The sequence below is a fragment of the Gordonia sp. QH-12 genome (assembly GCF_001578675.1).
Classification (GTDB): Bacteria; Actinomycetota; Actinomycetes; order Mycobacteriales; family Mycobacteriaceae; genus Gordonia; species Gordonia sihwensis.
This window is the reverse complement of sequence record NZ_KQ969305.1, coordinates 1-13615: the sequence shown is the minus strand read 5'-3', so window position 1 is coordinate 13615 and position 13615 is coordinate 1. Positions and strand designations below refer to the sequence as shown.

Sequence of the window (13615 nt, the reverse complement as noted above, 5' to 3'; positions counted from 1 at the left end):
CCGCCCAGTCAGGATGTCGCCGACAGCGTCAGCGTGGCCGCCGCGACGATGGCCGGAGCGGCGACAGCACCGACGAAGACGTATCTGCGCCAGCCGAACTCGACTCCTTCGTCGACCAGCCGCTGATGCCAGAGCAGCGTCGCCAGCGAGGCCCACGGCGTCACCAGAGGTCCCGCGTTGACTCCGATCAGCAGTGCCGCCAGGGTGATCGGCGAGGTGGTCGCCGGTTCGAGGAGCAGGAAGCCCGGCAGATTGTTCACCAGGTTCGCGCCGACTGCGCCCGCCCCCGCGAACGCCCAGACACTCGCCGTGCCGTGTTCGGAGAGCCGACCGAGGGGGTCGAGCAGGCCCGAGGCCTCGACCGCGCCCGCCACCAGGAACAGGCCGCCGGCGAACAACAGAAGCCACCACGGAATCAGGCCGAACTGCAGCGCCTCGGGTCGGCGGAGGGCGAACGTCGCCGTGAGGGCGAGCGCGGCGAGGCAGGCAGGCACCCACGGTGCGGGCATCACCACCAGCAGCGGGATGAGAAGCAGGAGTATCGACGAACAGATCCGAAACAGTGTCTGGTCGCCGACGTACGGGACCGGCGACGCACGGAATCGGCCGCGGAGCTCGCGTCGATGCAGCAGCCACAGGACCCCGACCGTCGCGGCCGTTGCGCACACGGCCGGCAGCCCGAGCAGGGAGACGAAGCCCGCGGCGCCGTGAACGTTCAGACGGTCCAGTGCCAGCAGATTCGTCAGGTTGGAGACGGGAAGCAACAGCGAAGCGGTGTTTGCGAGCCACACCGTGGTCAGCGCGAACGGTGCGGGCGCGACGCCCGCGACGCGCGCCAATGCGAGTACGACCGGTGTCAGCAGGACCGCGGTGGTGTCGAGCGACAGGAAGGCCGTGCAGACCACGGCCAAGAGGACCGTCAGCAGCCACAGGCCGAAGACCCGGCCGCGGGCCAGAACACCGAGCCGCGCCGCGACCACTTCGAACACCCCGGCTTCCGCGGCCAGTTGCGCGACCACCGTGATCGCTACGACGAACAGCAGCACCGGCCACGCTCGGTCGAATGTCGCGGCGGCGTCCGCGGCGGGCAGAGCTCCCGTCACCAGGGCCGTCGCACCGGCGAGCACCAGTGCGCCGCCGATCCACGCCATCGCCACGGATCAATGATGCCCGGCCGAACAGCGACCCGCGGGACCGGACACCGCCGGCCGCCTGCACCGCCCCGTCACCGGTCGGTTCAGTACGCCGCGCGCGGATCGTTGGTCGAGACGATCTCGGCGCCGAGCGGTACCAGGGAGATGGGGATCATCTTGAAGCTCGCGACACCCAGCGGGATGCCGATGACGGTGATGCACAGGGCGAGGCCGGTGGTGAGGTGGCCCAGCGCCAGCCAGATACCCGCGACGATGATCCAGATGACGTTGCCGACCGTCGACGCGGGGCCCGCGGTCGGCTTGCGGACCACGGTGCGTCCGAAGGGCCACAGCGCGTAGTTCGCCATGCGGAACGACGCGATACCGAAGGGGATCGTGATGATGAGGATGCAGCAGACGATGCCGGCCAGTACATAACCGATCGCCATCCACAGTCCGCACAGGACCAGCCACAACACGTTCAGTATCGTCCTCATGGCCCCATTGTCCTGCGTCGCCTACGCTTTCGGAATGGGTATTGACCCCGAACCCGGAGCCGGTCGCCGAGCGATCTGGTCGGCGGCCGCGCTCATCGTCCTCACCGTCCGAGTCCTGGCGACCATCGCGACCGTCTTCTTCACGATCGCCTGGCTGGTCGCCGCGGTGCGTTCGAGCCTGCTCAACGGCTGGCTGTGGTGGGCCGCCGGCGCGGCCATCGCCATGGCGATCAGTTGGTATCTGTACAGCTACCTGCGGGTCCGCTATCCGAGCACGAGCCGCCGGTGGGAGCCCTGATGAGGCCTTCCCTCCCGGCGGCTCGCGAGTGCGCTGCTGCTCAGAACTGAACCTGCGGCGGCTGCTCCTGTCCCGCCGGGGCCTGGTAGAACTCGCGGACGCGAACCCCGGCCATGCCGGAGAACAGCATCCACGGGATGGTCTGCACCGCCTGGTTCAGGCGCGAGACGGCGTCGTTGTAGTACTGGCGCGCGAACGAGAGCTTGTTCTCGGTTTCTCCGAGTTCGGTCTGCAGCGCCATGAAATTGGGCGCTGCCTGCAGCTGCGGGTAGTTCTCAGCGACAGCGAACAGCCGCCCGAGGGCTCCGCTCATCTGCGCCTCAGCGGCGGCCTTGTCGGCCACTGACGCCCCCTGCGCCGCCTGCTGCATGTGAGCGCGGGCCTCGGTCACCGCCTCCAGCACGCCCGACTCGTGGGCCGCGTACCCCTTCACCGTATTCACCAGGTTGGGGATCAGATCGGCGCGCCGAGTGAGCTGGACGTCGATACCGCCGAGCGCTTCCTGAGCGGTGATGTCCGCCTTGCGGAGTTTGTTGAAGCCGACCATCACGAAGACGGCCAGCAGGACGAGCAGGACAACGATGACGATCAGTGCCCAGATCACGATTGGTGCCTCTTTCTATTAAGGGACGTGCACAGAGAATGGCATGGAGGGACGGCCGGCCGCGACGGGCTCACCACGAACCGCCTCCTCCGCCACCGCCGCCTCCGCCGCCGAAGCCGCCGCCGAATCCTCCGCCGCCGCCTGAGGACGACTGCGACGAGCTGTACGCCGACAGGGACGACGAGAGGCTCGATTCGAAGCTGTCCATGCCGGAGCCGGCGCCGCCGAACAGGGCATGCGAGCTGCCGATGTAGAAGCCGGGGAACCAGATCGGGTCGGGCGGTTCCTGCCCGGTCGCATAGCGATACTTGGCAGCCCACGCGTCGGCGCAGTCGAAGGCCATCGCGTACGGAATGTAGCTGGTGAAGAGGTCCTTGCGGGCGGAGAAGTCGAGTCTTTCCCGGTTCGACGTAGTCGACAGGAGCCGCTCGAAACCGCCGGCCCGCGACCACACCTCACGGCCCAGCCGCGTACGCCGGGTGCCGACCCCCGCCACGTAGAGTCCGGCGCCGCCGACCGCGAACGCTGCGAACGGCAGCGCCATGATCGTGCCCGGGAGGAGTTGGAAGATCATCAACACGGCTGCGACGACCACCGCCGCCGCTACGACCACGCGCCCAGCGAGTTCCGAGCGGCTGACCCGCAGCGCTCCGCTCCCGGTGCCCCAGTTGGCGGTCGCGGCGTCCATCTCCTTGGTCGCCGTGGACAGCCGCAGTCCGGCGTTCTTGGATCCGTCGGCGGTGAAGGTCGAGCCCTCGTGCGACAGGCCCAGTGCCGCGACCACCGCGTTGGCGGCGGGATCGAGTGAGGCGAACCGCTCCGGCGTGAGCTGCGAGATGACGGTCCAGTCCTTGTTCGACGTCCGGTCGAGCCGGACGTGTCCCTGCTCGGCGAGGTGGAAGAGGGTGGAGACCAGCGCCTTCTTGGGCATGTCCTCGTATGCGACGTAGTAGGTCTGGACCGGTCCGAGCTTGCGGCTCTGATTCTGCGGGTCGGCCGGCGGCTCGTACATGACCGGCAGCAGCGGCGCGTGCTCCCGGCTGCGCCACATCCAGTAGAAGCCCCCGGCGAACGTCAGAAGCGAGAGCAGAACGATGACGATCGGCATGGCCTTCGAGGTGCCCAGAATCGGGTCCATCGACACCGACCACGGCAACTGTGCGCGGCCGGGACCGGGGAAGGGCAGGTCGGCCTTCACCGCGACGCCGACGTTCGGTTCCAGCGGGCCGGTGGTGACCACTCGCGTGGCCGGGTCCGGTTCCGACACCTGGCACGCGGTTCCGTTGTTGGTGCTGCACGCGAACGACGTCGGCGCCTCGGGGAAGTGGACGGTGCTGGTGGAGCGCTCCATCCGCATCCGCCAGCCGTTGCCCACCACGCGCCAGATGAAGCGGCCCGGGTCGCCGTCCGCGATGGTGTCTGCGATCCGGTACGACACCCGGTACACGTGCTCGCCGGGTGAGACGAGGGTGTCGGCGTCGCCGATCCGTGCCGTCTCGAACTTGCCGCCCTCCTCGGAACCCAGCTCGAACGGAACCGCCTGCCCGTCCATCGTGATCCGGATGTCGCGGGGTTCGTAACGCACGCCCTTGTTCTCCGGGTCCGCGTCGGAGACATCCCAGAATTGGAAGATCCCGTGCTTGCCCTCCGGCAGATCGACCGTCAGCGTCTCGTCCACGGCCAGTTCGCCGTCGCGCGCGAGGGCGTAGTCGGCGCGGTAATCGGTGATCACGGCCGTGTCGACGGTCTCGTCGCCCGACGACGCCGAGTTCGCGACCAGCGGCCAGAAGACGCCGATCACGGTGGCGATGAGCGCCACCAGCGACAGCAGGAATCGTTTCATGCGGCGATCCTATGCGCCGCCGGCCGAGTTCTCTGTTCGATGAATGACTCGGCCGGCGACGCCCAGGATTACCGCGACGGCATCACTGTGCCGCGCGCACTCCCGCCTCGATCGCCGCACCGGTGTCGGCGTCGATGTTCCGCCAGTACTCGAAAGCCCTGGACAGGACCGGCTCGGAGACACCGTCGAGCAGGTGACCGACCACGTTGTCGACCAACCGGCTTCGCGCGGCGTCGTCCATCACGTCGCGGACGAGTGTTCCGGGCTGCGTCACATCGTCATCCTCCGGGTGATCGACGTAGGCGCTGCGCACGATCTCACCGTCGGCCGCCCACTGCGGTTCGGCCTGTCCGGGGTACACCGCGGCCGGACCGCCCTTCGAGTTGGGCGCGTACACGGGGTCGGTGACCGGATCGATCCGCATCGCCCCGTCCTTCGAGTAACTGCGCACCTCGTTGCGCGGACGGTTGACAGGGATCTGCTTGTAGTTGGCTCCCAGCCGTGCGCGGTGTGCGTCCGAGTACGAGAAGACCCGGCCCAGGAGCATCCGGTCGGGGCTGAAACCGATTCCCGGGACCACGTTGCTCGGCTCGAAGGCCGCCTGCTCGATCTGCGCGTGATTGTCCGTCGGATTGGTGTGCAGGGTCATCTTCCCGACCTCGTGCAGCGGATAGTCGCCGTGCGGCCACACCTTCGTCAGATCGAACGGATTGAAGCGGTAGCCCGCGGCGTCGTCGAACGGCATCAGCTGCACCTTCAACGTCCACGTGGGATGATCGCCGCGATCGATCGACTCGTACAGATCCCGCATGTGGTAGTCGCTGTCCTGCCCGGCGAGCCGGTCGGCCTCCTCCTGGGTCAGGAACTCGATGCCCTGATCGGTGATGAAGTGGTACTTCACCCAGTGCTTGACGCCCTCGGCGTTGACCCACAGGTACGTGTGGGAGCTGTAGCCGTTCATGTGCCGCCAGGTGCGCGGGATGCCGCGATCGCCCATCAGCCAGGTGACCTGGTGTGAGGACTCGGGCGACAGCGTCCAGAAATCCCACTGCATGTCGTGGTCGCGGAGATTGTTGTCGGCACGCCGCTTCTGCGACCGGATGAAGTGCTGGAACTTCATCGGGTCCTTGATGAAGAACACCGGCGTGTTGTTGCCGACCATGTCGTACACACCCTCGTCGGTGTAGAACTTCAGGGCGAATCCGCGGGGGTCGCGCCAGGTGTCGGGGCTGCCCCGCTCGCCCGCGACGGTGGAGAAGCGCGCGACCATCTCGGTCTTCACTCCCGGCTGGAACAGCGAAGCGCAGGTGTAGGGCGAGACGTCGGCGGTGGTCTCGAAAGTGCCGAACGCGCCGCTTCCCTTGGCGTGGGGCTGGCGCTCGGGGATGCGTTCACGATTGAACTGGGCCATCTGCTCGAGCAGATAGTGGTCGTGCAGAACGATCGGCCCTCCGGGGCCGACGGTGAGCGAGTGCTCATCGCTGCCGGCCGGAGCGCCGGAGTCGGTAGTCGTGTAGTTGGTGGTCTCCTCGGACATATCACCCTCCCAGGAAGGTTGAGTGCGGGCTGTACGGGGCTCGGCGCCTGCCGAGGCCCCGCCTTCGACACTATCGCCCGTCCGGCAGACGTGCCCGACAAACGGACATCGGTCGCCGCGTGGCGTCCGCTATCGGCGGCGCTGCCGCGAGATGAACTCAGCGGCCGCGCCCACGGCCCGCTCCGACTCGGGGGAGAAGTACGGGAACATCTGGAAGACGTGCCCCTGACCAGGCCACTCCTGCAGCTCCGACAGTCCACCGGCGTCGAGCAGCCTGCGGTGGACGGTGCGGGCGTCGTCGGCCATGATCTCTCGCGCGCCCACCTGGATGAGGGTCGGTGGCAGGTCCATCGCGGGGGAGAGCTTGATCCGCATCCGCGGATGGTCGGGATCGGCGCCCGCGGTGTAGAGACCGAGGAAGGTCACCGCCGCGCCGACGTCGATGATCGGGTCTCGGACGCCGCGGTCGGCCAGATCTCGTGCGAGCTGGAAAGTGGGGTCGTACAGCGGCGAGAACAGTGCCATCGCCCGCGGTTGCGGCACGCCGTCGGAGTGATTGGCGGCCAGGAGGTCGAGCGCCAGGTGGCCGCCGGCCGAGTCGCCGGCCACGATGATCTGCCCGGCGTCGAACCCCTGATCGAGCAGCCAGCGGTATCCGCGGACGGTGTCGTCGCCGCCGCTGGGCCAACGATGCTCCGGACCCAACCGGTAGTCGAGGCTGAACGCGCCGATCCCCGCGCGCCCGGCGAGCCGTGCGACCAGCCCGCGATGGGTGCGCGCCGAGCAGATCACGTATCCGCTTCCGTGCAGGTAATAGAGAATCGTGTCGTCGGTCGACGGTGCCGGGACGTCGGCTCGCCCGCGCCCGTGAACCCACTCGCCGCGGACCTGCCCGGAGTCGGTGAGTTCGCGGACCGGGGTGATGCGGGTGCCGCGCGGAACCGGGCTCAGCAGCGACAGGCCGCGGTTGACGCCCGGGCGGGTCATCGTCAGGAGCCGCGGACTGGCCAGGACACTCCGCCCCGCCGCGGCCATCAGCGGTCGCGAGGCGAACGTCGACCTCGAGAAGGCGCGGGCACGCAGTGACGCGCGACTTTCACCCGCGTGTGACGTGGTGTACACAGTGGGACTGTATCCACTTTTTGCCTCAGCCGGGCCCGAGTGGAATACTTGAAGTACTGCGCTTTGCGTCGAGGGGTCACCCCCTGCGACCTGAGCGGGCCAGCAATGAAGCTGAATCCCCGGGCGGTGCGCTGGTTCGCACTGACCTCTGACCCGGGACTCTCTCCAGTACGTATCAGTACGCAGCGTCGCGTGCGGAGTAGGCAGATTCATGAAGCACTTGCCGGGGCCCGTCGGGCTCTACGATCCGATCAACGAGCATGACGCGTGCGGCGTCGCGTTCGTCGTCGACATGCACGGTCGCCGCAGCCGCGACATCGTCGAGAAGGCCATCACCGCCCTGGTGAACCTCGAGCATCGCGGTGCGGCCGGTGCCGAGCCCAACACGGGCGACGGCGCGGGCATCATGATTCAGGTCCCCGACCGCTTCCTGCGCGAGGTGGTGGACTTCGACCTCCCCGCCGAGGGCTCGTACGCCACCGGCATCGCCTTCCTGCCCCAGTCGGCCGGCGACGCCGCCGAGGCGGTCGAGGGCGTCGAGGAGATCATCGCCGCGGAGGGGCTCACTCTCCTCGGATGGCGCGACGTGCCGGTGGACGAGAGCTCGCTCGGCGCACTGGCGCGCGATGCGATGCCGACCTTCCGGCAGGTCTTCCTCGCGCTCGCCGGGAGCGAGGCGAGCGGGCGCACACCGTCCAGCGCGGAGATCATGGAACTCGAGCGCAAGGCCTACGTGGTCCGCAAGCGCGTCCAGTACGAGCTCGGCGAGAAGGGCGCCGGCCAGGACGGCCCCGGCCGCGACACCGTCTACTTCCCGAGCCTGTCGGGGCAGACGTTCGTCTACAAGGGCATGCTGACCACTCCTCAGCTGCGTGACTTCTACCTGGACCTGCAGGACGAGCGTGTGGAGAGCGCGCTCGGCATGGTCCACAGCCGCTTCTCGACGAACACCTTCCCGTCGTGGCCTCTCGCCCACCCGTTCCGCCGAGTCGCGCACAACGGCGAGATCAACACCGTCAGCGGTAACGAGAACTGGATGCGCGCCCGCGAGTCGCTCATCAAGACCGACGTCTTCGGCGACAGCCTCGACAAGGTGTTCCCGGTCTGCACTCCCGGCGCGTCGGACACCGCACGGTTCGACGAGGTCCTCGAGCTGCTGCACCTGGGCGGACGCACCCTGCCGCACGCAGTGCTGATGATGGTCCCGGAGGCCTGGGAGCGCAGCGAGGACATGAAGCCCGAGCATCGGGCGTTCTACGAGTACCACTCGGCACTGATGGAGGCATGGGACGGACCGGCGTCGGTCTGCTTCACCGACGGCACTGTCATCGGCGCCGTCCTGGACCGGAACGGACTGCGTCCGTCCCGCATCTGGGTCACCAAGGACGGGCTCGTGGTTCTGGGGTCGGAGGTCGGCGTCCTCGACATCGACCCCGCCGATGTGGTCGCCAAGCAGCGACTCCAGCCCGGAAAGATGTTCCTGGTCGACACCGCGCAGGGCCGCATCGTCGCCGACGAGGAGATCAAGGACTCGCTGGCCGGCGAGCAGCCGTACCGGGAGTGGCTCGACGCCAACCAGGTCGCACTGTCCGACCTGCCCGCGCCGCCGCACAAGCACATGGCGCACGATCGCGTGACGCTGCGTCAGCAGATGTTCGGCTACACCACCGAGGATCTGAAGCTGCTCATCTCGCCGATGGCCGCGACGGGCGGCGAGGCGCTGGGCTCGATGGGCACCGACACCCCGGTCGCCGTCCTGTCGAACCGGCCGCGGATGCTCTTCGATTACTTCCAGCAGCTGTTCGCCCAGGTCACGAACCCGCCGCTCGACGCCATCCGCGAGGAGGTGGTCACCAGCCTCGGCGGCCGCATCGGCGGTGAGCGCGATCTGCTGAACCCGGCCGCGGGTTCGGCCAAGCAGATCGTGCTGAGCCAGCCGATTCTCGACAACGACGATCTGGCGCGGCTCGTGGAGATCGACCCGGCCACCGGCTTCCCCTCCGTGCACATCCACGGTCTGTACCCGGTCGCCGAGGGCGGCGAAGGTCTGCGTCGGGCACTCGACGGAGTCCGCAGCAAGGTGTCGGCGGCCATCGCCGACGGCGCCCGCATCATCGTGCTCTCCGACCGCGAGTCGGACGAGACCCTCGCGCCGATCCCGTCGCTGCTGCTGACCGCGGCGGTTCATCACCACATGGTGCGTGAGCGGACCCGGACCCGGGCCAGCCTCATCATCGAGTCGGGCGACGCCCGCGAGGTGCACCACATGGCGCTGCTCGTCGGCTTCGGCGCCAGCGGCATCAACCCCTACATGGCCTTCGAGACCATCGAGGACATGCTCGAGTCGGGCAGCCTCGACGTCCCGGGGACCGAGGACATGAGCCACGAGGCCACCTTCGCCGTCGCGCGCGCCAACTACATCAAGGCGGCGGGCAAGGGCGTCCTGAAGGTGATGAGCAAGATGGGCATCTCGACGGTGCCGTCGTACACCGGCGCTCAGCTGTTCCAGGTCATCGGCTTGGGGCAGGAGGTCGTCGACGAGTTCTTCACGGGTCTGAACAGCCAGCTCGACGGCATCGGGCTCGACGAGATCGCCGACGAGGTGGCCCAGCGTCACGCCCTCGCGTTCACCAAGCGTCCCGCCGAGCGCGCTCATCGCGAACTCGAGGTCGGTGGCGAGTACCAGTGGCGCCGCGAGGGCGAATACCACCTGTTCAACCCGGACACGGTGTTCAAGCTTCAGCACTCCACCCGCACCGGTCAGTACTCAGTGTTCAAGGAGTACACCAAGCTGGTCGACGACCAGGCCGCCAAGCTGGGCACACTGCGCGGTCTGTTCGACTTCAACTTCGGCGACCGCGACCCGATCCCGATCGACAAGGTGGAGCCGGCCAGCGAGATCGTCAAGCGTTTCTCGACGGGCGCGATGAGCTACGGCTCCATCTCGGCGGAGGCGCACGAGACGCTCGCGATCGCGATGAACCGTCTGGGTGGCCGGTCGAACTCGGGTGAGGGCGGCGAGGACCCGCGCCGCTTCGTCCACGACGAGAACGGCGACTGGCGCCGCAGTGCGATCAAGCAGGTCGCCTCCGGCCGCTTCGGTGTCACCAGCCACTACCTGAGCAACTGCACCGACATCCAGATCAAGATGGCGCAGGGCGCCAAGCCAGGCGAGGGCGGCCAGCTGCCTCCGCACAAGGTGTACCCGTGGGTCGCCGAGGTGCGCGGCAGCACGCCCGGCGTCGGCCTCATCTCGCCGCCGCCGCACCACGACATCTACTCGATCGAGGATCTCGCTCAGCTGATCCACGACTTGAAGAACGCGAATCCGCAGGCGCGGATCCACGTGAAGCTGGTGTCGGAACTGGGTGTCGGCACCGTCGCCGCGGGCGTCTCCAAGGCGCACGCGGACGTCGTCCTGATCTCCGGACACGACGGCGGCACCGGTGCGAGCCCGCTGACCTCGCTGAAGCACGCCGGCGCCCCGTGGGAGATCGGCTTGGCCGAGACCCAGCAGACACTGCTGCTCAACGGTCTGCGCGACCGCATCGTGGTGCAGGTCGACGGTCAGCTGAAGACGGGCCGCGACGTGATGATCGCCGCCCTGCTCGGTGGTGAGGAGTTCGGTTTCGCGACCGCTCCGCTGGTGGTCTCGGGCTGCATCATGATGCGCGTGTGCCACCTCGACACCTGCCCGGTGGGCGTCGCCACGCAGAACCCGCTGCTGCGTGAGCGGTTCTCCGGCAAGCCGGAGTTCGTCGAGAACTTCATGCTCTACGTCGCCGAGGAGGTGCGCGAACTGCTCGCGCGCCTGGGTTTCCGCACCCTGCAGGAGGCCGTCGGACGGTTCGAGGCGCTCGATACGCGCAAGGCGCTCGAGCACTGGAAGAACCACAAGGCCGGCAAGCTCGACCTGACGCCGATTCTGACGATGCCCGAGTCGCCGTTCATGAACCAGGACCTGTACTGCTCCGGCACGCAGGACCACGGCTTGGACAAGGCCCTCGACAACGAGCTGATCGAGAAGGCCCGGGCCGCGATCGAGTCCGGCACCCGCGTCACGCTGGCGTCCCCGATCAGCAACGTGAACCGGACGGTCGGAACCATGCTGGGCCACGAGGTCACCAAGGCCTACGGTGCCCAGGGACTGCCGGAGGGGACGATCTCCATCGACTTCACCGGTTCGGCGGGCAACAGCTTCGGCGCCTTCGTCCCGCGCGGTATCACCATGCGCATCGAGGGCGACGCGAACGACTTCGTCGGCAAGGGGCTCTCGGGCGGCAAGATCGTCGTTCGGCCGCCGCGCACCGCGCCCGCCGAATTCGTGGCCGAGGACAACATCATCGGCGGCAACGTGATCGCATTCGGCGGCACGGCGGGCAAGATCTTCCTGCGCGGTGTGGTCGGCGAGCGGTTCTGTGTCCGCAATTCGGGTGTCCAGGCGGTCGTCGAAGGCGTCGGCGACCACGGATGCGAGTACATGACCGGCGGTACCGCCGTGATTCTGGGACGTACCGGACGGAACTTCGCGGCGGGCATGTCCGGCGGCGTCGCATACGTCTACAACCCGCACGGTGAGTTCGAGGCCGATCTGAACACCGAACTGGTGGAGCTCGAAGAGCTCGACGCCGACGATCTGACCGTGCTGTCGGGCCTGCTCACCGAGCATCGCGACGAGACCGGTTCGCCGGTCGCCGCGGCGATCCTCGACGACTGGGACGTCGCCCGCGGGCACTTCGTGAAGGTGATGCCCCGCGATTACAAGAAGGTGCTCGTCGCCATCGACGCCGCCGAGCGCTCCGGACGAGATGTGAACGAAGCGATCATGGAGGCGGCACGTGGCTGATCCGAGAGGTTTTCTCAAGCACCCCGAGCGGGAGACGCCGGTCCGCCGGCCCGTCGAACTGCGGCTGCTCGACTGGAAAGAGGTGTACACCGAGTTCGACAAGGGCACCCTGCAGACGCAGGCGAGCCGCTGTATGGACTGCGGAATTCCGTTCTGCCACAACGGATGCCCGCTCGGTAACCTGATCCCCGAGTGGAACGGTCTGGTGTACCGCGACCAGTGGGACGCAGGCATGGACCGACTCCACGCCACCAACAACTTCCCGGAGTTCACCGGGCGGCTGTGTCCGGCGCCCTGCGAGGCGTCGTGCGTGCTGGGCATCAATCAGCCCGCCGTGACCATCAAGCAGGTCGAGGTGGAGTTGATCGAGAAGGCCTGGGGCGACGGGACGGTGACTCCGGTGATCCCCACGCAGCGCACGGGCAAGAAGGTGGCCGTGGTCGGTTCGGGACCCGCCGGACTGGCGGCCGCACAGCAGCTCACGCGTGCCGGCCACGATGTGACCGTCTTCGAGCGCGCGGACCGGATCGGCGGTCTCCTCCGATACGGGATTCCCGAGTTCAAGATGGAGAAGCGGTTCATCGACCGCCGGCTCGCGCAGATGGAGGCCGAAGGCACCGTCTTCCGTACCGGAGTCAACGTCGGTGTCGACGTCACGGTGGAGCAACTCCGCGGCGACTTCGATGCGGTGGTCCTGGCCAACGGTTCCACCATCGGCCGTGACCTCCCGATTCCGGGACGCGAGCTCGACGGCATCCATCAGGCGATGGAGTTCCTGCCGCAGGCCAACCGCGTCCAGCACGGTGACGTGGTGGACGGCCAGATCACGGCGGAGGGCAAGCACGTCGTGATCATCGGCGGCGGAGACACCGGCGCGGACTGCCTCGGCACCTCGCTGCGCCAGGGTGCCGCGCAGGTGCACCAGTTCGAGATCATGCCCAAGCCGCCGATCGAGCGTGCCGAATCGACTCCGTGGCCGACGTACCCGCTGATGTACCGGGTCTCGTCCGCTCACGAAGAGGGCGGCGAGCGCGTGTACAGCGTGAACACCGAGGAGTTCGTCGGAGAGAACGGCAAGGTCACCGCGCTCAAGGCCCACGAGGTCAAGATGACCGGCGGCCGCTTCGAGAAGGTGGAGGGCACGGACTTCGAATTGAAGGCGGACCTGGTGCTGCTCGCGATGGGCTTCGTCGGCCCGGAGCGCGGCGATCTGCTCGACAAGCTCGGAGCCACCTACGACGCTCGAGGCAATGTGGCCCGCGGAGGCGATTTCGGTGCGGTCGGACTCCCCGGCGTGTTCGTCGCGGGCGATGCCGGACGCGGACAGTCGCTGATCGTCTGGGCGATCGCCGAGGGACGGTCCGCCGCCGCCGGCGCCGACGCGTACCTGATGGGTTCCACCCAGCTCCCGTCGCCGATCCTCCCGACGACGGTCGCGCAGCGGTAGCGACGCGGGGCCGGTCATACGTCCAGACTCATCGAACTTCTCCGAGGCTCGTCGAATCTCCTTCCAGGCCCATCGAATGTCCTTCTAGGCTCATCGAGTAAGCGGAGGAGCGAAGCGGGGGAGCGCATCGAGATTCCCCCACCAAAACACCCCCACAGGGCGGTCCGGCCGAAAGCCGGGCCGCCCTGCGCCGTTCCCACCACCACTGCGCCAAGTACTTGTCGCAGGTCACACCTGCGCCGATTTGACCTCACGTCCATCTGTGCGTAACTTATTCGGAGTCAGAGC

9 protein-coding genes are annotated in these 13615 nt (G+C 67.9%); 3 read left to right on the top strand and 6 right to left on the bottom strand.

Annotation, left to right across the window (positions count from 1 at the left end):
• Window positions 1-8 precede the first annotated feature (8 nt).
• The gene (locus tag Y710_RS16845) at window positions 9-1151 is read right to left on the bottom strand and encodes an SLC13 family permease (protein WP_062367986.1); all 1143 of its coding nucleotides are present in this window, start codon (window positions 1149-1151) and stop codon (window positions 9-11) included.
• Between the two features lie 86 nt (window positions 1152-1237).
• Window positions 1238-1630 carry a YccF domain-containing protein gene (locus tag Y710_RS16840; RefSeq protein WP_039868053.1) on the bottom strand — a complete coding sequence of 131 codons (393 nt, stop codon included), beginning with the start codon at window positions 1628-1630 and terminating at the stop codon, window positions 1238-1240.
• A 34-nt stretch (window positions 1631-1664) separates the two neighbouring features.
• Between Y710_RS16840 and Y710_RS16835 the strand changes: the two genes are divergently transcribed.
• Window positions 1665-1928, top strand: coding sequence for a hypothetical protein (locus Y710_RS16835; protein ID WP_045538737.1), 264 nt, complete (start codon window positions 1665-1667; stop codon window positions 1926-1928).
• 40 nt (window positions 1929-1968) lie between these two features.
• Here Y710_RS16835 and Y710_RS16830 read toward each other — a convergent pair whose 3' ends face one another.
• From Y710_RS16830 to Y710_RS16815, 4 genes are all read right to left on the bottom strand, one after another.
• Window positions 1969-2532, bottom strand: coding sequence for a LemA family protein (locus tag Y710_RS16830; RefSeq protein ID WP_006897960.1), 564 nt, complete (start codon window positions 2530-2532; stop codon window positions 1969-1971).
• A 70-nt stretch (window positions 2533-2602) separates the two neighbouring features.
• On the bottom strand, window positions 2603-4375 hold the full coding sequence (locus Y710_RS16825; RefSeq protein ID WP_062367985.1) for a DUF2207 domain-containing protein: 1773 nt from the start codon (window positions 4373-4375) through the stop codon (window positions 2603-2605).
• 82 nt (window positions 4376-4457) lie between these two features.
• Window positions 4458-5912: a catalase gene (locus Y710_RS16820; RefSeq protein ID WP_006897962.1), complete on the bottom strand. Its 1455-nt coding sequence runs from the start codon at window positions 5910-5912 to the stop codon at window positions 4458-4460.
• A gap of 129 nt (window positions 5913-6041) precedes the next feature.
• A complete protein-coding gene (locus Y710_RS16815; RefSeq protein ID WP_039868056.1) occupies window positions 6042-7034 on the bottom strand; it encodes an alpha/beta hydrolase in 993 nt (330 codons plus the stop codon).
• Between the two features lie 211 nt (window positions 7035-7245).
• Here Y710_RS16815 and gltB point away from each other — a divergent pair, with 211 nt between their 5' ends.
• Window positions 7246-11880 (top strand): glutamate synthase large subunit, encoded by a 4635-nt coding sequence (gltB, locus tag Y710_RS16810; RefSeq protein ID WP_062367984.1) that lies wholly within the window; start codon window positions 7246-7248, stop codon window positions 11878-11880.
• Window positions 11873-13327, top strand: a complete 1455-nt coding sequence (locus Y710_RS16805) for a glutamate synthase subunit beta (protein WP_062367983.1) — start codon at window positions 11873-11875, stop codon at window positions 13325-13327. The genes gltB and Y710_RS16805 overlap by 8 nt, the downstream gene beginning before the upstream one ends.
• Window positions 13328-13615 lie beyond the last annotated feature (288 nt).

What these genes read in the sequence shown, in the direction of transcription:
- Y710_RS16845 (WP_062367986.1), bottom strand. Translation starts at nt 1,151, where the DNA reads ATGGCGTGGATCGGCGGCGCACTGGTGCTCGCCGGTGCGACGGCCCTG.
- Y710_RS16840 (WP_039868053.1), bottom strand. Translation starts at nt 1,630, where the DNA reads ATGAGGACGATACTGAACGTGTTGTGGCTGGTCCTGTGCGGACTGTGG.
- Y710_RS16835 (WP_045538737.1), top strand. Translation starts at nt 1,665, where the DNA reads ATGGGTATTGACCCCGAACCCGGAGCCGGTCGCCGAGCGATCTGGTCG.
- Y710_RS16825 (WP_062367985.1), bottom strand. Translation starts at nt 4,375, where the DNA reads ATGAAACGATTCCTGCTGTCGCTGGTGGCGCTCATCGCCACCGTGATC.
- Y710_RS16820 (WP_006897962.1), bottom strand. Translation starts at nt 5,912, where the DNA reads ATGTCCGAGGAGACCACCAACTACACGACTACCGACTCCGGCGCTCCG.
- gltB (WP_062367984.1), top strand. Translation starts at nt 7,246, where the DNA reads ATGAAGCACTTGCCGGGGCCCGTCGGGCTCTACGATCCGATCAACGAG.